18 protein-coding genes are annotated in these 17,753 nt (G+C 60.8%); 7 read left to right on the top strand and 11 right to left on the bottom strand.

Annotated elements, in window-relative coordinates:
- Window positions 1-3 precede the first annotated feature (3 nt).
- Both AC1DV9_RS16860 and AC1DV9_RS16855 read left to right on the top strand, forming a co-directional pair.
- On the top strand, window positions 4-885 hold the full coding sequence (locus AC1DV9_RS16860) for a cytochrome c1 (RefSeq protein ID WP_477949232.1): 882 nt from the start codon (window positions 4-6) through the stop codon (window positions 883-885).
- 117 nt (window positions 886-1,002) lie between these two features.
- Window positions 1,003-1,545: an adenine phosphoribosyltransferase gene (locus AC1DV9_RS16855; protein ID WP_112515742.1), complete on the top strand. Its 543-nt coding sequence runs from the start codon at window positions 1,003-1,005 to the stop codon at window positions 1,543-1,545.
- Between the two features lie 13 nt (window positions 1,546-1,558).
- On the opposite strand, the gene AC1DV9_RS16850 is transcribed toward AC1DV9_RS16855, so the two are convergent.
- Complete coding sequence (locus AC1DV9_RS16850) at window positions 1,559-2,026, bottom strand: MaoC family dehydratase (RefSeq protein WP_112515743.1); 468 nt, start codon at window positions 2,024-2,026, stop codon at window positions 1,559-1,561.
- Complete coding sequence (locus AC1DV9_RS16845; RefSeq protein WP_112515744.1) at window positions 2,023-2,493, bottom strand: MaoC family dehydratase; 471 nt, start codon at window positions 2,491-2,493, stop codon at window positions 2,023-2,025. The genes AC1DV9_RS16850 and AC1DV9_RS16845 overlap by 4 nt, the downstream gene beginning before the upstream one ends.
- Window positions 2,494-2,666: 173 nt before the next feature.
- On the opposite strand from AC1DV9_RS16845, the gene AC1DV9_RS16840 reads away from it, so the two are divergent.
- A complete protein-coding gene (locus AC1DV9_RS16840; RefSeq protein ID WP_477949230.1) occupies window positions 2,667-3,788 on the top strand; it encodes a hypothetical protein in 1,122 nt (373 codons plus the stop codon).
- Between the two features lie 41 nt (window positions 3,789-3,829).
- Here AC1DV9_RS16840 and ychF read toward each other — a convergent pair whose 3' ends face one another.
- Window positions 3,830-4,933 carry a redox-regulated ATPase YchF gene (gene ychF, locus AC1DV9_RS16835; protein WP_112386262.1) on the bottom strand — a complete coding sequence of 368 codons (1,104 nt, stop codon included), beginning with the start codon at window positions 4,931-4,933 and terminating at the stop codon, window positions 3,830-3,832.
- Window positions 4,934-5,116: 183 nt separating this feature from the next.
- Between ychF and clpS the strand changes: the two genes are divergently transcribed.
- Both clpS and AC1DV9_RS16825 read left to right on the top strand, forming a co-directional pair.
- Complete coding sequence (gene clpS, locus AC1DV9_RS16830; protein ID WP_112515747.1) at window positions 5,117-5,428, top strand: ATP-dependent Clp protease adapter ClpS; 312 nt, start codon at window positions 5,117-5,119, stop codon at window positions 5,426-5,428.
- 80 nt (window positions 5,429-5,508) lie between these two features.
- Window positions 5,509-5,892: a hypothetical protein gene (locus tag AC1DV9_RS16825; protein WP_477949228.1), complete on the top strand. Its 384-nt coding sequence runs from the start codon at window positions 5,509-5,511 to the stop codon at window positions 5,890-5,892.
- A 2-nt stretch (window positions 5,893-5,894) separates the two neighbouring features.
- Here AC1DV9_RS16825 and AC1DV9_RS16820 read toward each other — a convergent pair whose 3' ends face one another.
- The 5 genes from AC1DV9_RS16820 to AC1DV9_RS16800 form a co-directional block, all read right to left on the bottom strand.
- The gene (locus tag AC1DV9_RS16820; RefSeq protein WP_477949227.1) at window positions 5,895-6,353 is read right to left on the bottom strand and encodes a GNAT family N-acetyltransferase; all 459 of its coding nucleotides are present in this window, start codon (window positions 6,351-6,353) and stop codon (window positions 5,895-5,897) included.
- Window positions 6,354-6,357: 4 nt separating this feature from the next.
- Window positions 6,358-7,077: an aminoacyl-tRNA hydrolase gene (pth, locus tag AC1DV9_RS16815; RefSeq protein WP_477949225.1), complete on the bottom strand. Its 720-nt coding sequence runs from the start codon at window positions 7,075-7,077 to the stop codon at window positions 6,358-6,360.
- Between the two features lie 86 nt (window positions 7,078-7,163).
- A complete protein-coding gene (locus tag AC1DV9_RS16810; RefSeq protein ID WP_477949223.1) occupies window positions 7,164-7,877 on the bottom strand; it encodes a substrate-binding periplasmic protein in 714 nt (237 codons plus the stop codon).
- A 25-nt stretch (window positions 7,878-7,902) separates the two neighbouring features.
- Complete coding sequence (locus AC1DV9_RS16805) at window positions 7,903-10,260, bottom strand: EAL domain-containing protein (RefSeq protein WP_477949222.1); 2,358 nt, start codon at window positions 10,258-10,260, stop codon at window positions 7,903-7,905.
- 190 nt (window positions 10,261-10,450) lie between these two features.
- On the bottom strand, window positions 10,451-11,065 hold the full coding sequence (locus tag AC1DV9_RS16800) for a 50S ribosomal protein L25/general stress protein Ctc (protein WP_112386270.1): 615 nt from the start codon (window positions 11,063-11,065) through the stop codon (window positions 10,451-10,453).
- 320 nt (window positions 11,066-11,385) lie between these two features.
- Here AC1DV9_RS16800 and AC1DV9_RS16795 point away from each other — a divergent pair, with 320 nt between their 5' ends.
- Together AC1DV9_RS16795 and AC1DV9_RS16790 are read left to right on the top strand one after the other, a co-directional pair.
- A complete protein-coding gene (locus AC1DV9_RS16795) occupies window positions 11,386-13,473 on the top strand; it encodes a bifunctional diguanylate cyclase/phosphodiesterase (protein ID WP_477949220.1) in 2,088 nt (695 codons plus the stop codon).
- A gap of 95 nt (window positions 13,474-13,568) precedes the next feature.
- Window positions 13,569-15,176: a hypothetical protein gene (locus tag AC1DV9_RS16790; protein WP_477949219.1), complete on the top strand. Its 1,608-nt coding sequence runs from the start codon at window positions 13,569-13,571 to the stop codon at window positions 15,174-15,176.
- A gap of 61 nt (window positions 15,177-15,237) precedes the next feature.
- Here AC1DV9_RS16790 and AC1DV9_RS16785 read toward each other — a convergent pair whose 3' ends face one another.
- The 3 genes from AC1DV9_RS16785 to AC1DV9_RS16775 all read right to left on the bottom strand — a co-directional run bounded on the left by AC1DV9_RS16785 (window position 15,238) and on the right by AC1DV9_RS16775 (window position 17,728).
- Window positions 15,238-15,744 carry a Kazal-type serine protease inhibitor family protein gene (locus tag AC1DV9_RS16785; RefSeq protein ID WP_477949513.1) on the bottom strand — a complete coding sequence of 169 codons (507 nt, stop codon included), beginning with the start codon at window positions 15,742-15,744 and terminating at the stop codon, window positions 15,238-15,240.
- 118 nt (window positions 15,745-15,862) lie between these two features.
- Window positions 15,863-16,795: a ribose-phosphate pyrophosphokinase gene (locus AC1DV9_RS16780; protein WP_112386272.1), complete on the bottom strand. Its 933-nt coding sequence runs from the start codon at window positions 16,793-16,795 to the stop codon at window positions 15,863-15,865.
- A gap of 105 nt (window positions 16,796-16,900) precedes the next feature.
- The gene (locus AC1DV9_RS16775; RefSeq protein ID WP_477949217.1) at window positions 16,901-17,728 is read right to left on the bottom strand and encodes a hypothetical protein; all 828 of its coding nucleotides are present in this window, start codon (window positions 17,726-17,728) and stop codon (window positions 16,901-16,903) included.
- Window positions 17,729-17,753: the final 25 nt, after the last annotated feature.

Below are 17,753 nucleotides of genomic sequence, written 5' to 3'. Positions count from 1 at the left end.
AACATGAAAAAGCTTGTTACAAGCATTCTGTCGCTCGCAATTGCAGCCGCCTTCGCCGGTGCTGCTCTTGCCGAAGACGCGGCGCCTGCGGCTGGCGCAGCGCCTGCTCATCACGAGGAAGCGACGCCTCATTATCCCCTGAAGGAGCCGACCGAGGAAAAGTGGAGCTTCGCTGGTCCCTTCGGTCACTATGACAAGGGTCAGCTGCAGCGCGGTCTGAAGGTGTATACCGAAGTCTGTTCCGCCTGCCACTCGATGAACCTCGTCCCGTTCCGCATGCTGAGCAACCTCGGTTACTCGGATGCGCAGGTGAAGGCATTCGCGGCCAACTACGAAGTGCAGGACGGCCCTGACGCCAGCGGTGAGATGTTCACCCGCAAGGCTGTTCCGTCCGACCATTTCCCGTCGCCATATCCGAACCCTGAAACGGCTGCGGCCTCCAATAATGGCGCAGCTCCGCCGGATATGTCGCTGCTCGCCAAGGCACGCGAAGTCGAGCGCGGTTTCCCGCAGTTCGTCTTCGACATCTTCACGCAGTACCAGGAAAGCGGCCCGGATTACATCCACTCGCTGCTGACGGGCTACCAGGATCCGCCGGCTGGCTTCCAGGTTCCGGCTGGTGCGCACTATAACCCGTATTTCCACGCAGCCGCTGCTTTCGCTATGCCGAAGCCGCTCTCCGACGACCAGGTCACCTATGACGATGGTTCGCCGCAGACCGTGGATCAGTATTCGCGCGACGTTTCGGCCTTCCTGATGTGGGCTGCCGAGCCGCATCTCGAAGAGCGCAAGCGCACCGGTTTCATGGTGATGATCTTCCTGCTGATCTTCTCGGGCCTCATCTATCTGACGAAGCGCTCGGTCTATGCCAGCAAGGACCACTAAGCGGTTCTCTTTCGAATAAGCAAAAGGCGGCCTCCGGGCCGCCTTTTTTGTTGGTTCCGGGAATGGCAATTGATAGGGTGCAGCCTCTTTGTGCCCTCGCAGACAGACGGACTTTCCATGAACAACATTGCCTCGGAGCTTGCCGCCAGCATCCGCTCCATCGCTGATTATCCGAAGCCCGGCATAATCTTTCGCGACATCACCACGCTGCTCGGCAACCCGCGCGCCTTCCGCCGCGCTGTCGACGAGCTGGTGCAACCCTATGCCGGTCTGAAGGTCGACAAGATCGCCGGCATGGAAGCCCGCGGTTTCATTCTCGGCGGCGCCGTGGCCCACCAGCTGTCCGCCGGCTTCGTGCCGATCCGCAAGAAGGGCAAGCTGCCGCATGAGACCGTCCGGATCGCCTACAGCCTGGAATATGGCGTCGATGAAATGGAGATGCATCGCGATGCGGTGCAGCCGGGCGAGAAGGTGATCCTCGTCGATGACCTGATCGCGACCGGGGGCACGGCTGTCGGCGCGACGAAGCTGTTGCGTCAGATCGGCGCTGAAGTCGTCGGCGCCTGCTTCGTGATCGACCTGCCGGATCTTGGCGGCCGCAAGAAGCTCGAAGAGCTCGGCGTCGACGTTCACACGCTGGTGGAGTTTGCCGGGCACTGACGCCCGGCTTGTCCTATTCGAATTCGAGGACGCTGCTTTCGAAGCGGATCACCGGGATGCCCTCCTGATTGATGCCTTCGTTGAGGATCTTGTTCAGGTGCCAGCCCGGGCGCGATGCCAGCGGGCGGCTGGACAGGAAGGTCACCGAATAGGCGACCGTCTCGTCAACGAAGACCGGCTTCAGCCATTGCAGATTTTCGAAACCGGGCGAGGGGCCGAGCTTCGGGGCGGCGAGCCCATCCTGCGCCAGGCGGACGCTCTGCGCCATCCAGTAATCCAGGAAGGTTCGCATCCAGGCGGCGCAATTGTGCCAACCGGAAGCGCAGAGATCGCCGAACAGCGTGTCCTTGGCGGCCTCGCGGTCAACATGGAAGCGTTGGGGATCGAAGCGGGTGGCAAAATGGACGATGCGCTCCTCGGTGAAGGTGTAGCTGCCGATCTCGACCTTCTGGCCGATGGCATAGAGCTCGGTCATCCTCATGCGCTTTTCCCCGCCGCGTCACGCGTGCTGAACATGATCCAGTTTTCCGCATAGCAGACGAGCTCACCGCGCTGGTTCTCGATCTCGTGCTTGAAACGCGCAATACCGATGCCGGGCCGCGAGCGCATCAGGCGGGATTCGAGCACGATCGAGCGTCCGGAGAGCATATCGCCAGATAGCACCGGCTTCTTCCACTCCATGATGTCGATGCCGGGCGCGCCCTGTGAATAGGAGTTCAAGAGATAGCCCTCGGCCATCATCCGCATGAACAAAGCCGACGTATGCCAGCCGGAAGCGGCGAGGCCGCCGAGGATGCTCGCCTTGCCGCCCGCTTCAGATGTGTGCATCGGCTGTGGATCGAATTCGGTGGCGAATTCGATGATCTCTTCTGATGTGACAGGGATCGGGCCAAGCGGAAAGCTGCGGCCCGGCGCGAAATCTTCATAGCTCAGTTTCTGGTTGTTCATTGCAGGCCTCGTCAGTCCCTGCCTTCGCAGATGGCATGTGAGGTGTCGGGAGTGCAAGTCTTTTCAGACATGGAGACGGGACCGTCAGGCACGGGATCGCCACGCTTTTCGCCTATTGATTGCGAAATGATCCTGTGATCTTCATGGGCTGTATTCAACGATGCGGGATGTTCATGAGCAATCTGGAGACGGCGCTGCAGGGCGCAGCCGAAGACGGCATCATCACCGAAACCCAGGCGCAGACGTTGTTTTCCTATCTCGGCCAAAGACTTGCAGCGGCCGAGCCGACCGCGGGGGGAGAGCAACTGCTGGCGAAACGCCGAGGAGATGCCGCCAACCCGCTGGAAGATAGCGAGGCGCCCAGGTTCGTTCGCGGTTTTCATGACATTCTGATCACGATCGGCATCATCGTTGCGCTTCTCGGCTTCGGCGGGGTGGGTTCCGTCTATGCAACCCTGCCTGCGATAATCATTTTTGCCGAAATATTTGTTCGCCGCCAGAGGCTAGCGCTTCCAGCCGTCGCGCTTACCGTCGCGACGGTGCTCTGGATAGGAGCTTCAGTCATGCTATTGACCACGGAACCCTCTCTCGGACTGGAGCAGAGATACATCCACCCGTACCCGTCTTTGGGCGCGTTGCTGTTGCTCGTGCCTTTTCCGCCGCTACTGGCGCTGTTTCATTGGCGCTATCGCGTACCAATAGCCCTCGCGGCGCTTTTGATTTCGCTCTTCCTCGTGTTCCTCGCAGGAGTTTTGGCTTTCATGGCGCCTGCGGCCGGGTGGCACGATGCAACAGGCTCCATACGATATCAGACCGTCAGCATCTTCTTCGTCTGCGTGATTTTCATGTTCGCCGTTGCCATGTCGTTCGATCTCAGGGATCGCGAGCGGGTGACGCGCAGTTCTGACGTCGCTTTCTGGATGCATCTCGCGACGGCGCCGGCGCTTCTCTATGGAACGATGTTGTTGTGCTTCCTGCTGCTCGGCGTGACCGCCAATGACGTCGATAACTACACCGGACCGGCTGTCGTGGTTGCTATCGTCCTTGGCATGATGGCGATTGGGCTGATCATCGACCGTCGCGCGTTTGTCACGTCCGGCCTGCTTTCATTGGGTGTCGCGCTCAGCGCAATTCTGCAGCACAGCAATATGCGGATGGACGGCTTGCTGTCCGCAGAGCTCGTCACTATCGGAATTTTCGTGCTGCTGATCGGTATGAGCTGGCTGCCGTTGCGCCGCGCCATCGTCGATAGGCTGCCGCTCGGCCTGCAGGCAAAATTGCCGGCGTTGCGATAACGCCGGCATGAGCTGCCCGCCAGAGCGGCAGTTCGCTTTGATCAGGTGTTGAAGCGGAAGTGGATGACGTCGCCGTCGGCGACAACGTATTCCTTGCCTTCGTCGCGGCCCTTGCCAGCTTCCTTGGCGCCGACTTCACCCTTGAAGTTGATGTAGTCGTCATAGCCGATGGTGAAGGCGCGGATGAAGCCGCGTTCGAAATCGGTGTGGATGACACCGGCGGCGGCAGGCGCCTTGGTGCCGCGCACGATCGTCCAGGCGCGCGTTTCCTTCGGACCGACCGTGAAATAGGTGATCAGGTCGAGCAGGTGGTAGCCGGCGCGGATGAGGCGGTCGAGACCGGCTTCTTCCAGGCCGAGCGCGGAGAGGAATTCCTTCGATTCCTCGTCGGGCAGCTGCGCGACTTCGGATTCGATCGCCGCAGAGATAACGACGCATTCCGCACCCTGCTGCTTTGCCATTTCGGCGACGGCCTTGGTGTGCTCGTTGCCGGTGGAGGCATCAGCCTCGGCGACGTTGCAGACGTAAAGGACCGGATGCGAGGTCAGGAGATTGAGGCCCTTGAGGATCTCGATTTCCTCAGGTGCCAGCGTTTTCAGGAGAAGGCGGGCCGGCTTGCCTTCGTTGAGCAGCTTGATGACGGCTTCCATGACCGGCAGCTGGGCCAGCGAATCCTTGTCCTTGCTGGCGGCGCGCTTGCGGGTTTGCTCGACGCGGCGCTCCAGGCTCTCGAGGTCGGCGAGCATCAGCTCGGTCTCGATAGTGTCGGCATCGCCGACCGGATTGATGCGGCCCTCGACATGGGTGATGTCGTCATCTTCGAAACAGCGCAGCACGTGGACTACGGCATCGACTTCGCGGATGTTGGCCAAGAACTTGTTGCCGAGCCCTTCACCCTTCGACGCGCCGCGCACCAGGCCGGCGATATCGACGAAGGAGATGCGCGTCGGAATGATTTCCTTGGAGCCGGCAATCGCTGCCAGCTTCTGCATGCGCGCGTCGGGAACGGCGACTTCGCCGGTGTTCGGCTCGATCGTGCAGAACGGATAGTTTGCCGCCTGCGCCGCTGCCGTCTTGGTGAGCGCGTTGAAAAGGGTCGACTTGCCGACATTCGGCAGACCGACGATACCGCATTTGAAGCCCATGGCTGAAACCTGCTGTTTTCTTGAATTCCTTGGCCGTGCGTATGGGATAAAGGAGCCATTCGGTCAAGCTTTTCGCGCTGGTCTGCACTTGTGTTGCCGGTGTTTCCCTTGAACGGGCGCGCAACGATGCAATATAAGAAGGGAGCCTAAGGCTTTCCCATCTCCATCGACGGTGGACTTCCCATGAGTGACAACGACGTTGTCTTGAAGCCAAAAACCAAGACGAAGCTGAAGCTCGACAAGCCGAAGCTTTACAAGGTCATTCTGTTCAACGACGATTATACGCCGCGCGAATTCGTGACCATGGTGCTGAAGGCCGTGTTCCGGATGAGTGAGGAGGCGGGCTATCGCGTCATGCTGACGGCGCACAAGCTCGGGTCGAGCGTTGTGGTCGTCTGCACCAAGGACATTGCCGAGACCAAGGTCAAGGAAGCGATGGACTATGCCAAGGAAGCGGGATTCCCGCTGATGCTGACGGCCGAGCCCGAGGAATAGCTTGGCGATCTCTTAACCAGCCTCCTTAATCGAATGTCCGAGGTTTTTCGGTAGCATGGCGGAAACGGCGGAGGCTCGAGATGCCTGCGGAAGCGGCGACCTGGCATTATTTCGTGGCGGCGGCGATCTTTGCGCTGCTCGGTGCCATCGGCCATGTCTGCCGGGCGGTGTTCAACGTTTTGCCCGACCGTATCACTGACCGGCCGCTGCTCGATCTGCCGCTCTCCAGCGGCTACAATCTTCCCGACCTGCTGTTCGGCACCGAATATGACGACAACGGCTATTACCGGCTGGACAGTCTCAAGAACTTCCGCATCTCGGTGATGCTCAGTACTGCCGGCGGGTTGCTGGTCATGCTGTTTTCGCCGGGTGCCTCAGGCGCTATGGCGTGGATGATCGACAGCGGGCTTTCGGCGCTGTGGAACCTCTTTCTCTACCGGCTGCACGAGACCGGGCTGTTCTGAGGTCAGCGCCCTGCCGGCCGCCGCACCTGGTAGCCGGTCTTGTCTTGCGCGAAGCCGCAGCCCTCGTAGAAGCGCAGCGTTGCCGGATCCTTCGAGCCGGTCAAAAGCATCACCTTGTAGCATCCGGCGTCCCAGGCTGCGTCGATCGCGTGGGCGATCAGTGCCGCGCCAAAGCCATGCTTGCGATGGCTTGCACCGGTGACGACGTTCTCTATCAGCGCATAGGATGAGCCGTTGCGGGTGAGATTGGGGATGACGACGAGTGTCACGGTGGCGGCGGCCACCTTTCCGGCAAAGCCGATGAAGATGCGCATGCCCGGCTGCGCCAGGATCGCGTTCATGCGCTCGGTAGCAATGGCCGTATCGATCGGCGGATCGGCCGGATTGAGCTCGGCATAGAGGCCAAGCAGGGCAGGGAGATCGCTGGCCTCGGCTGCGCGGATCGCGAGCGGCGTGCTCATCCGGTCAATCGCCTTTGTTACCCAGCAGCTTCTTCAGCATCTCGGCCATCGGGCCGCTGACCGGCAGGATTTTCGGCTGGTTGTGGTTGCGGGCCTGATGGATGTGGGATTTGGCCACCGGCTTCTTCTCCACCTTCGCCTTTTCGTCGTCGGCCTTGCCGCCGGTGGCAAGCGCCAGCTTGTTCATCAGCTGCGAATCCTCGTTGCGAACCAGCATGCCGGCATTGTCGGCCAGCGCGTCCAGCAGCGGCTCCAGCCAGCTTTGGTCTACCTTGGCGAAATCGCCGAGGACGTGATGCTGGACCATTTCCTTGACGCCGGGATGACCGATGCCGAGGCGCAGCCGTCGGTATTCGCGGTCGCAATGGGCGTCGAGCGACTTGATGCCGTTGTGGCCGCCATGGCCGCCGCCGGTCTTCAGCCGCGCCTTGCCGGGCGCCAGATCCAGCTCGTCATAGATGGCGACGAGATCGGACGGCTGCAGCTTGTAGAAGCGCATGGCTTCGCCGACGGATTCGCCCGACAGGTTCATGTAGGTCTGCGGCTTGATCAGCAGCACCTTCTCGCCGTCGAGTTCGCCTTCCGATATCTCGGCCTTGAACTTCTTCGACCAGGGCAAAAAGCTGTGGCGGCGGTGAATGGCGTCGATGGCCATGAAACCGATATTGTGGCGGTTGCCGGCATATTTTCTGCCGGGATTGCCGAGACCCGCGATGATCAGCATGGGCCAATCCATTCCTTGAAAATCCGATGCCCGTTTCACCACCGCGAAACGGGCATGAAGTCAAGCGCAAAGGCTGGAGCAGCCTGTCATTGCAGCAGGTTGAGGCCGTATTTCAGGAAGATCTGCTTCTGCGTGCCATCGGCAATCAGCTTGTCGAGCGAGGCCTGCATCTTGTGCAGCAGATCGTCCGGAAAGTCCTTCTGGCAGGCAATGCCCATCGGCTGGCTGGAGAGCACCGTCACCATCTCCAGCGGCTGATCCTGCTTCAGCTTGTCGAAATAGAGCTCCGAGATCGGCATCATGTCGATGCGGCCGCCCAGCAGCTTGCGCATCGTCGCATTGAAGTCGCTGGCGACATCGAGCTTGGGGAAGCCTTTTTCCTTCAGCGTCGTCTCGGTGTAGTCCTCGCGCCAGGTGCCGACCAGGTACTTCTTGGCTTCTTCCAGATTGTCGGCGGTGACAGCGGAGTCCTTGGCCTTGATCAGGATGTTGCGGTCGATGAGCAGCGGCTCCACCCATTTGAACAGGGGATCGCGAAGACCGTTATGGGCTGTGGCGAAGACGCAGGTCATCGGCGTGCTTTGCGCCAGCGTGTAGGCGCGGGCCCAGGGCATCATCTCGATCGTATAATCGACGCCGATATCCGCCATCACCTTCTCGACCTGCTCGACGGTGGCGCCCTTGATGACCTTGCCGTCGCGGTAGTTGAAGGGTGCGTAGTCTTCAGTCGTGAAGGACACCGTTTGCGCGGAGGCTGCGGCAGGCAGGATGAGGAAGGCGAGAAGCAGCAGCTTTTTCATCGCATAACTCCTGATGTTCGTTGGTCTATGACGCACGCGCCACGAAGGGGATGACGCCGCTCAGCTTCTCGATCAGCTGCGCTGCGGTCTGCGGCCGGTGGAAGAGATAGCCCTGTCCATAATCCAGCCCCATCTGCTGCAGCGTCCGGCATTCCTCTTCGGTCTCGATGCCCTCGGCAATGACTGTGCAGTTCATCTTGTGCGACAGCGTGGTGATCGCCTCGATCAGCATCCGGCTTTTCATGCCGACATCGTCGTTGCCTTCGTTGATGGCGCGGGTGAAGGACTGATCGATCTTGATGATATCAACCGGGAAGCGGTTGAGATAGCTCAGAGACGAGTAGCCGGTGCCGAAATCATCCAGCGCGATACGGCAGCCGAAGCGGCGCAGCTCGGTGACGATCATGCGGATCTGCGGGTTGTCGTGCATCAGCACGGCCTCGGTGATCTCGACGACGATGCGTTCGGGACGGATGCCATGGCGGCCGAGCAGACCGGCCAGACGCGAGGGCAGGGCGGGCTCGAACTGCAGCGGCGAGAAATTGATCGCCAGGTAGGTGTCCTGCATGCCGGTAATCCGGGAGATGCGGGAGAGATTGGAAATCGCCTTCTCCATGATGACGTTGCCGATGCGGACGATCTTGGCCGTCTCTTCGGCGACGTTGATAATCTCGGCCGGAGGCATCAGGCCCTTTTGCGGGTGGTTGAGGCGCATCAGCGCTTCAAAGCCTGCGATGTTGCCGTGGGTCAGGCCGACGATCGGCTGCAGGTAGGCTTCGAACCAGTCCTCGGCGAGGCCTGCCTCGATGCAGCTTTCGATCTCGGCGCGGCTGCGTGCGGTATCGAGCATCGCGTTGTCGAACAGGCGGGCGCCGTTCTTGCCGTCGCGCTTCTTGGCATACATCGCCATGTCGGATTTCTGCAGCAGTTCCGCCGCATTGGCCGCATGGCGCGGATAGATGGCGACGCCGACGGAGGCGCTCAGATGCAAGTCGGGGCCGAAAGGCGTGTCGAAGATCGTGGCGATCTGATCGCACATCGCCCGCGCCCGCTTCTCGGCGTCGGCGGCCGGCAGCAGGATGGCGAATTCGTCGCCGCCAAGGCGGGCGGCTTCGTCGGATGGGGCGAGATGGGTCTTGAAGCGGGCAACGAGCTCACGCAGCGCCCGGTCGCCTTCGGCATGGCCCATATTGTCGTTGATCCACTTGAAACGGTCGAGGTCGACGAACAGGCAGGCAAGCTCCTGGCCCGCGGCATCCGCTTCGGCGATCTTGCGGTCGAGCACGGCTTCAAAGCCTTGGCGGTTCAAGAGGCCGGTCAGGTGATCGGTGATTGCCTGGCGGTGGTTGCGGTCTTCGGAGGCCTTGAGTTCGGTCACGTCGGTCATGACCGACAGTGACAGCTTGTCGGTGCCGCCGGTCGCGGCGTTGGATTCCAAGATCAGCACGTCGATGACGCGGCCGTCGGCGCATCTGAACTTGACCGTGACGTCGAGCGCGCCTTCCTCGGCAGTGTTCCTGCGCGACAGGAAGATGTCGCGGGTATCCGGCATGACGAGATCGGCGAACTTGCGGCCGACGGCGTCAGTGCGGCTGTAGCCGGTGGCGACCAGCCAGTAATCGCTGACGGCTGTGATGCGGTCTTCCTCGTCGAGCGAGAAGAGCATGGCGGGCGTCAGGTCGTAAATGTCGGTGGCGCGGCGATGGGCGAGCTTCAGCTCCTTTTCCTCGCGCTCCAGCTTGGTCTGCATGTCGTTGAAGCTGCTGGCAAGGCGGCCCATCTCGTCACCGGACTGCCAGTCGACGTGATGGCGCGAGCCGAGCTGGCTGGTGGCCTCGATGGCGGCGATCAGGCGCATCAGCGGGTGGATGACGAAGATGCGGTTGCCGATCAGCGCGCTGCCGAAAACGGCGAGAACGGCGAAGATGAAGATCGAGATGAAGACCACTTCCTCATGCTTCAGGCCGGAGAAGAGGCCGAGCTTCGGATAGTAGACGGAGATGCTGCCGAGGTTCTTCGGACCGTCGACATTGTTGTAGATGATGGCACGCGAGACCTGCTCCAGCTCGCCGCTGAACGACTTCGGAATGGTGCTCTGGGTGATATCAAGCTGGCCGGACTGGTCGCGGACCTCGACCTTGACGATAGCGCCCTGGGAAACGATCGTCGCGGAAATCTGCGTGACGCTGTCTTCGTCGAGATCCCAGAGCGGTTTGGCGAGCGCCTGGGAATTGGCAACCAGAAGCACGGAGATGTGGTCGCGGATTTCCTTGTCGGCGCGTTCTGAAGAGAGGAAGAGAAAAAGCACAAAAAGCGGCGCGACAAAAACAAGTAGCGCACCGCAGACAATCGCAAAAAATCTATTTTCAACGGAATTATTCATTGTTCCGTTTTCTCCCCGGCCGCTTCTTCTTCGGCCGTCTTCTAATATACGGCGATATGGCAATAACTTTGGGGAGAATGCTTCCATGAATGTGTTAAAGCTTGCTGAAACGGTTGTAGCCAGCAAATGAAAAGGCCCGCTTTCCGGGAAGGAAGCGGGCCTTATGCTTTACAAATTGATAGGAAGCTTATCAGGCTTCAGCGCCGCCTTCGGCTTCAGACGTGTCTTCTTCGACGCCAGCTGCCGGAGCAACGATGGTGGCGATCGTGAAGTCGCGGTCGATAACCGTGGTGACACCCTTCGGAAGGGTAACTTCCGAGATGTGGATGCTGTCGCCGATCTTCTTGCCGCTCAGGTCGACATTGAAGAATTCCGGGATGGCATTGGCCGGGCAGTGAACTTCAACTTCGTGACGAACGATGTTGAGAACGCCACCGATCTTGAGACCCTGCGACTTCTCTTCATTGATGAAGTGAACCGGGATCTCAACGGTAACCTGCGTGTTGCCGGAAACGCGGAGGAAATCCACGTGCATCGTGAAGTCACGAACCGGGTCGAGCTGGTAGTCCTTCGGGAGAACCTGGTACTTCTTGCCGCCGAGGTCGATCGTGGCAACGGTGGTCATGAAACCGCCGGCATGGATACGCTTCGTCACCTCGTTGGTGTTGAGCGTAATGGAAATCGGGGCCTGCTTGTCACCATAGATGACAGCGGGAATCAAACCGTTGCGGCGAAGTTCACGGGCGGACCCCTTACCAACCCGTTCGCGCGCCTCGGCCTTGAGCTCGTAAGTTTCGTGGCTCATGGCTATTCCTTTCGAGGTTATATGGAGAGTCGAAGTCCGGCATATGCCGTCCTTTGACTGGAAGCACCTTTTTTGGGAAGCTTCATCCGCATTGCCTCCAAGGGTGTCTGTGCGGACGCGTGCGCTATAGTATAAGTCCGGCTGAAACGCAAGCTCGGCAAGGCCGGGCGCGCCCTTTGCTCCTGTGGTTGTGGCTTTCTTTTGCGCGGTTGTAAAATCTGACGGTTATTTAACCAATGAATCGCAATTAAAACGCCAATTAATGAATCCTACTATGCGAATACATATAGGTGATCACGGTTTCAATCGCGGTCTCAATCATGTTGCGTATCATCTCCTGCATCACAGTCGAACACAGCCTGTCGCATCTCCTTTTCGCGACCGTGATCTGCGTTCTGGGCTCACTGCTGACGATGCGGCTTTTCACCCGGGTACGGCGCACAGAGGGCCTGCAGAAGTTCAACTGGCTGTTTCTCTCCGGCTTCGTCGGCGGATCGACGATCTGGACGACGCATTTCATCGCCATGCTCGGCTACCAGTCGCCGGCGATGAACGGCTATGAGCCCGAACTCACCCTGATCTCGCTGTTCATCGGCATCGCTGCCAGCATCATCGGTTTCACCGTTGCCGCCAGCACGCCGAAGACCATGCTGGTCGAAGCGGGCGGGGCGATCGTCGGCCTCGGTATTGCCTGCATGCATTATGTGGGGATCGCCGGATACAAGGTTGCAGGCCACATGGTCTGGAGCCAGCCCTATGTCCTGACCTCGCTGGTGCTGGCCGCGGCCTTCGGCGCCGTTGCCACCAATCGCGTTGCGCGTCCGGTCACCCGGTTCTGCAAGCACGGCTCCGGCCTGGCCCTGATCCTGGCGATCGTGCTGACGCATTTTACCGGCATGGCTGGCCTGACGATCGTTCCCGACAGCGCCATTCCGGTCGCGGGAGAGCTGATTTCCGTCAACATCATGACCGGCCTTGTCGTCGCAGTCATGGTGGTTATCCTCGCGCTTGGTGCGTCGACCTATGTCATCGACATTCAGTCCAGCCAGGCGGCCGTCGAGCGCTATCGCCATCTGTCGCTGCATGATCCGCTGACTAACCTGCCGAACCGCGCCGCCTTCAACGAGCATCTTGCGGCGCTGACGAAACGGCCGAAGGACATGACGGCGAATATCGCCGTACTCTCCTTTGATCTCGACCGCTTCAAGGAAATCAACGACGTCCACGGCCATGCGGCCGGCGACGCCGTGCTGCGGACGGTTGCCGAACGGCTGATGCTGCTCAGCAACGACAGCCAGTTCATGGCCCGCGTCGGCGGCGACGAGTTCGTGGCCGTGATGCACAAATATTTCATCCGCGCCGATGCCACTGGCCTGGCGCAACGGATCATCGACGAGATCGCCAAGCCGGTTTCCTGGGAAGAGCAGACGCTCTGCGTCGGCACCAGCGTTGGCATCTCGACCTTCCCGGGCCAGGCAACCACGATCGACGATCTGCTGTCGCAGGCCGACATTGCCATGTACCGGGCGAAATCGACCTCCAGCAACAGCATCTGCTTCTACGATGCCTCGATGGACCAGATCTCCCGCGAGCGGAACGCGCTTGCAATCGAGATGCGTGAAGGATTGCGGCGCCGGGAGTTCGAACTGTTCTACCAGCAGCAGAACGATACGGTGACGCGCGAGGTCGTTGGCTTCGAGGTCTTGCTGCGCTGGAAGCATCCGGTGCGCGGCTATATCGCGCCGATGGAGTTCATTCCGATTGCCGAGCGTAACGGCTTCATTCTGGAGCTCGGCGAATGGGTACTGCGCGCCGCCTGTGCGGAAGCTGCAACCTGGAAGAACCCGCTGCGCATCGCCGTCAACGTCGCGCCGCAGCAACTGAGCGATCCCCGCCTGCCGCAGATCGTCCACGAAATCCTGCTGCAGACCGGCCTCCCGGCTTCGCGCCTCGAAATCGAGATCACCGAATCCGGCATCATCGCCGACCACCAGCACGCGCTGCATGCGATCCGCAGGCTGAAGGCGCTGGGGATCAAAGTGGCCATGGACGACTATGGGACCGGCTACTCGTCGCTTTCGACACTGCAGAGCTTCCCCTTCGACAAGATCAAGATCGATCGCGCTTTCGTCGATGGCGTCGTCACCAACAAGCAGTCGGCGGCAATCGTCCGCTCGACGCTGATCCTGGCCGCAAGTCTCGACATCCCGGTTCTGGCCGAAGGTGTCGAGAACGAAGATCACATCGACTTCCTGCGCCGGGAAGGGTGCCTGCAGGTGCAGGGCTTCCTTTTCGGCAAGCCGGTGCCGCGGTCGGGCATCGAGGCGATCGTCGGCACCGACGCGCCCGCCAAGCCTCAACCTGAAGTGATGGCTGTGGATGAGATTAAGGCCGCGGCAGCCGCCTGAGAAGAAAATATCAACCCGCGGATGAGGCTGGCTTGACATCCGGCCTCTGGCAATCTCACATGCGCGCCTTCATGCCCCAAGGGAGAATTATCGAGATGCGTCACAGGCTTATCACGGCGACGAGCGCCATTGTTCTGGCTTTGGCCACGGGAGCGTCCGCCGCTGACATCAGTCAGGACGGTGCGAACGCCATCCGTGACAATCTCAATCACCTGCTGCCGAAGGACATCGCCAAGAGCCAGCCGGTCACCGTGAAGCCGGCAGGCTCGCGTTACGAGATCACCTATGATTTCGCCAAGCTCCTGGAGAAGGTCAAGAAGCAGGATTTCGAGATCAAGGGTCTCGTGCCGTTCAAGATGTTCGCGACACCGCAGGATAGCGGGCTGTGGAACCTCGAAGGCAACAACAACCTGAATGTGACCGGCCATTTCGGCGGACCGGACAAGGCGCGCACGGACTTCACCTATTCGATCGCTCAGATGGATTTCACCTCGGTCTTCGACCCGGCGATCAGCTATCTGCGCTCGGGTGATTTCAGCGCCAAGGACCTGAAGATCAGCTCCACGACCGATACGGAATCCGTCAATGCCAGCTTCGGGGACATGGTCTACAAGCTGAGCTCCGCAGACAGCGCCACGGCGGGACGTCTGGATTTTGCCGCCAACGGCAAGTTCAGCGCCTTTGCCGAGCAGGTCAGCGGCAAGGAAATGCCGCCGATCCAGATCTCTGCCGACAGCCTGGATTTCGATGCCAAGGTCAATGGCATCGCCGCCAAGGACATCAAGGAGATGGTCCTTTTCGTGCTCGATCATGCCGATGAGAAGCAGCTGACCAAGGAGAGCGAGGCGAAGCTGAAGGGCATGCTCGGCAATGCTTTCCCGCTGCTGAGCTCGCTTGAGGAAACCATCAAGCTCAACAACCTCGCCGTCACCAGTGCGGTTGGCAGCGGTGGCGCCAAGTCCTTCGGCTATCACTTCACCGTCGATGGTCCGAGCAATGCGACGCGTATCGGCGTCGCGATGGATGCTGCCGACGTGACACTCGACAGCGCGCTCGTTCCTGCCGGTTACACCGCGTTCCTGCCGCAGGCGCTCGATATCCAGTTCGGCGTTCCCGGCATGGATTTCGCGGCCTTCGCGGACGAGTTCATGAAGATGGATTTCACCAAGTCCACCGACGACAGCGAGAAGGCCGGGCAGCAGGCTGCCGAGAAGCTTTTCCCAGGCGGTATTCTGAAGGTCGATTTTCCGAAGGTCAGCGCCAAGTCCAGCGTCTATGACGTCGAGGTCTCCGGCGAGCTGGAAGGCCGGGTCGATACGCAGAAAGATTACAAGCTGAATGCTTCGATCGTGGCGCGCGACTACGACAAGACGATCGCCGCCATCCAGGAACTGGCAAAGACCAACCCAGACCTGACCCAGGCATCCTTCGGCCTGATGATGATAAAGGGTTTTGCCAAGGCTGATCCCGATGGCGCGCAGCGCTGGGATGTGGCTGTAGCAAGCGACGGCTCGGTCAGCGTCAATGGCCAGCAGATCAAGGGTCCGGATGCACCGGCCACTGAAGAAGCTGCTCCCTCCGACGAGACGGATCCTTCGGATGAGGCCGCTCCTTCAGACGAGGCTACTCCGGATGAGACCGCTCCGTCTGACGATGCGGCGCCCTCGGATGATGCTACGCCGTCCGAAGAGACCAAGCCCTGATTTAGAAAGGCCCGCTTCGAAGCGGGCCTTTTCGTTTGGCTGGATAGTGGAGAGGCGCGGCCTACTGGCGGCACTCTCCACCGCTGATGATGCTGAAGCCCGCATTGCCGGCTTCGCAGGCATTTGGGAAGGTTTGCGTCTGGCGGCCGCGTTCGCCGCAGACCGGGCGGTATTCGCGGGTGCAGATGCCATCGGGGCGGCCCGGGCGGTCGGGTCTATCCGGTCTTTCGGGCCGGTCGGGCCTGCCTGGACCATCCGGCCAGTCCGGGCGGCCGGGACGGTCTGGTTCCGGACGCGGGAAGGGTGGCGGCCCGCCGCGGCATTCGCCGCGTCCAACGATCACGAAGCCGCTGCTGCGCGCCTGGCAGGCATTGCTGAATGTTTGCGTGCGCCCGCCGCGCTCGCCGCAGACCGGGGCATATTCCATCGTGCACATTTGTGGCTGAGGCGGCCGGGGACGCGGCGGTGGCCGCGAATAGCCGGGATCGACGTCGACGGTGCAGGCCGACAGCAGCGGAATAAGCGCTATCAGCGCCAGCCGCCTGCCGGTTTTCAGATGGTTTCGGATGTTCGTCACAATTGCTCCCCCGTGCAAACAAATCACAGGGGAAGCCTAGTCGAAACAGTCAGCGCGATGAAGCAGCAAATGCAACTTCGCCGCTCCGAACAGGGCAGGGATGGAACCGTCAGTCGAAGAGACTGGAGACGGACTCTTCCTGGCTGGTGCGGTTGATGGCTTCGCCGATCAGATTGGCGGTCGTGATGACGCGGATATTGTGGGCCGACTGCACAGCCGTGGTCGGCTGGATGGTGTCGGTGATCACAAGTTCGCGCAGCTTCGACGAGGTGATGCGGGTGACCGCGCCGCCGGAGAGAACGCCGTGAGTGATATAGGCCGTGACGCTGGCTGCGCCCTGCGCGAGCAGCGCATCGGCAGCATTGCAGAGCGTGCCGCCGGAATCGACGATATCGTCGATCAGGATGCAGTCCTTGCCTTCGACTTCGCCAATGATGTTCATGACTTCGGATTCACCCGGGCGGTCGCGGCGCTTGTCCACGATCGCCAGCAGACAGTCGAGGCGTTTGGCAAGCGCGCGGGCGCGCACCACGCCGCCGACGTCAGGCGAAACAACGGTGATGTTGCTGGTGTCGTAGTGAGCCTTGATGTCGCGCGTCAGAACCGGCACCGCATAGAGGTTGTCAGTCGGGATATCGAAGAAGCCCTGGATCTGGCCGGCATGCAGGTCGAGCGTCAGAACGCGATCGGCGCCGGCTTCGGTGATCAGGTTGGCGACCAGCTTGGCCGAGATCGGCGTGCGCCCCGAGGCGCGGCGATCCTGGCGGGCATAGCCGAAATAGGGAAGAACTGCCGTGATGCGGCGGGCCGACGAGCGGCGCATCGCATCGATCATGATCAGCAATTCCATCAGATGGTCGTTGGTCGGGAACGATGTCGACTGAACGAGGAACACGTCCTCGCCGCGCACATTTTCCTGAACTTCGACGAAGATTTCCTGGTCGGCAAATCTTCTGACGCTGGCCTTGCCCAAGGACACATTGAGATAGGTGCAGATCGCTTCGGCGAGATGCCGGTTCGAATTGCCTGCGAAAACCTTCATTTTGGCCCGCCTATTGTCTGCTGATAGCCGCGCTTTTTAGCCAGCTTGCTTCTGAATGCAAGCGCAAAGGCGACACAGGGCTTGATATTTATCAAAACCCTGTTGCTAACCGCCCTGAGATTGGCGCCAGACGTTGAATTCGGCGATGGTTTTGGTGCCGATCTGCTGCATGACCGAGGCGGGGACACCGGCCCAGGGGTCCTGAGCGGCGGAGGGGACCTTCTCTTCGCCTTGAATGCGGTGCAGCCGGCCGCCGCTGCTGTCGAGAACGTCCCAGACATAGGTGACGGTGACATTGCCCGCGTCGGTGAAGGCCGAGAGATAGCCCTTCAGGATGTAATCGCTGCTGTTGTCGGTGGAACTCTTGATCCACAGGCCGTGCGAACGGGCCTCGGTGCCGAGCTGACGCGAGAGCGGGGTGACGGCCTGAACGGGTGCACCGATAATCGGCAGGAAGCGGACGGTATTGCCACGGGTCGAGCCTGACTCGACCGGATCGATGGCGGCCACCTGCTGCGTCTCCTGACGCTGCCGGCGCGGCGGCGGCGCCTGGTCGCCCATATCCTGCTCTTCGGCTTCGGCGTTGGATAGCGGCTCGCTCTCGACGGCCTCGGGCGCGCGATAGCTTTGCGGCGCCTGCGCCGAAAGGGCGTCGGCCTGCGCCTGCATGGATGTCGGCGGTGCGCCGGGGCCGGGGCGGTAGGCTTGATTATAGGCGGGGTGATAGCCTTCCTGCGGCTCGGCGGCAAAGGCCTGGCGGGATTGCGACCCGGCCATGCGCTCGACTTCGCGCTGGGTCACCGGCGAGGAGCGCGGCGCCACGGAGGAATCGCCGATATCGACGAGCGGCGTCATCGCGTCGGTGGTATTGCAGGCGGCGAGCAGGCTGGCGAGGCATGCAAGAAGTGCTGGCGCAGTCAGCGATCGCGTCATCCTTCCAGCTTTCCTTCCGTCATTC

This window comes from Rhizobium sp. 01L410 (assembly GCF_056400165.1).
Note: the sequence above shows the minus strand (reverse complement) of the source record. Positions and strands in the feature narration are given on the sequence as shown.

Coding starts and splice junctions, on each gene's coding strand:
- AC1DV9_RS16860 (WP_477949232.1), top strand. CDS start 4: ATGAAAAAGCTTGTTACAAGCATTCTGTCGCTCGCAATTGCAGCCGCC.
- AC1DV9_RS16855 (WP_112515742.1), top strand. CDS start 1,003: ATGAACAACATTGCCTCGGAGCTTGCCGCCAGCATCCGCTCCATCGCT.
- AC1DV9_RS16850 (WP_112515743.1), bottom strand. CDS start 2,026: ATGAGGATGACCGAGCTCTATGCCATCGGCCAGAAGGTCGAGATCGGC.
- AC1DV9_RS16845 (WP_112515744.1), bottom strand. CDS start 2,493: ATGAACAACCAGAAACTGAGCTATGAAGATTTCGCGCCGGGCCGCAGC.
- AC1DV9_RS16840 (WP_477949230.1), top strand. CDS start 2,667: ATGAGCAATCTGGAGACGGCGCTGCAGGGCGCAGCCGAAGACGGCATC.
- ychF (WP_112386262.1), bottom strand. CDS start 4,933: ATGGGCTTCAAATGCGGTATCGTCGGTCTGCCGAATGTCGGCAAGTCG.
- clpS (WP_112515747.1), top strand. CDS start 5,117: ATGAGTGACAACGACGTTGTCTTGAAGCCAAAAACCAAGACGAAGCTG.
- AC1DV9_RS16825 (WP_477949228.1), top strand. CDS start 5,509: ATGCCTGCGGAAGCGGCGACCTGGCATTATTTCGTGGCGGCGGCGATC.
- AC1DV9_RS16820 (WP_477949227.1), bottom strand. CDS start 6,353: ATGAGCACGCCGCTCGCGATCCGCGCAGCCGAGGCCAGCGATCTCCCT.
- pth (WP_477949225.1), bottom strand. CDS start 7,077: ATGCTGATCATCGCGGGTCTCGGCAATCCCGGCAGAAAATATGCCGGC.
- AC1DV9_RS16810 (WP_477949223.1), bottom strand. CDS start 7,877: ATGAAAAAGCTGCTGCTTCTCGCCTTCCTCATCCTGCCTGCCGCAGCC.
- AC1DV9_RS16805 (WP_477949222.1), bottom strand. CDS start 10,260: ATGAATAATTCCGTTGAAAATAGATTTTTTGCGATTGTCTGCGGTGCG.
- AC1DV9_RS16800 (WP_112386270.1), bottom strand. CDS start 11,065: ATGAGCCACGAAACTTACGAGCTCAAGGCCGAGGCGCGCGAACGGGTT.
- AC1DV9_RS16795 (WP_477949220.1), top strand. CDS start 11,386: ATGTTGCGTATCATCTCCTGCATCACAGTCGAACACAGCCTGTCGCAT.
- AC1DV9_RS16790 (WP_477949219.1), top strand. CDS start 13,569: ATGCGTCACAGGCTTATCACGGCGACGAGCGCCATTGTTCTGGCTTTG.
- AC1DV9_RS16780 (WP_112386272.1), bottom strand. CDS start 16,795: ATGAAGGTTTTCGCAGGCAATTCGAACCGGCATCTCGCCGAAGCGATC.
- AC1DV9_RS16775 (WP_477949217.1), bottom strand. CDS start 17,728: ATGACGCGATCGCTGACTGCGCCAGCACTTCTTGCATGCCTCGCCAGC.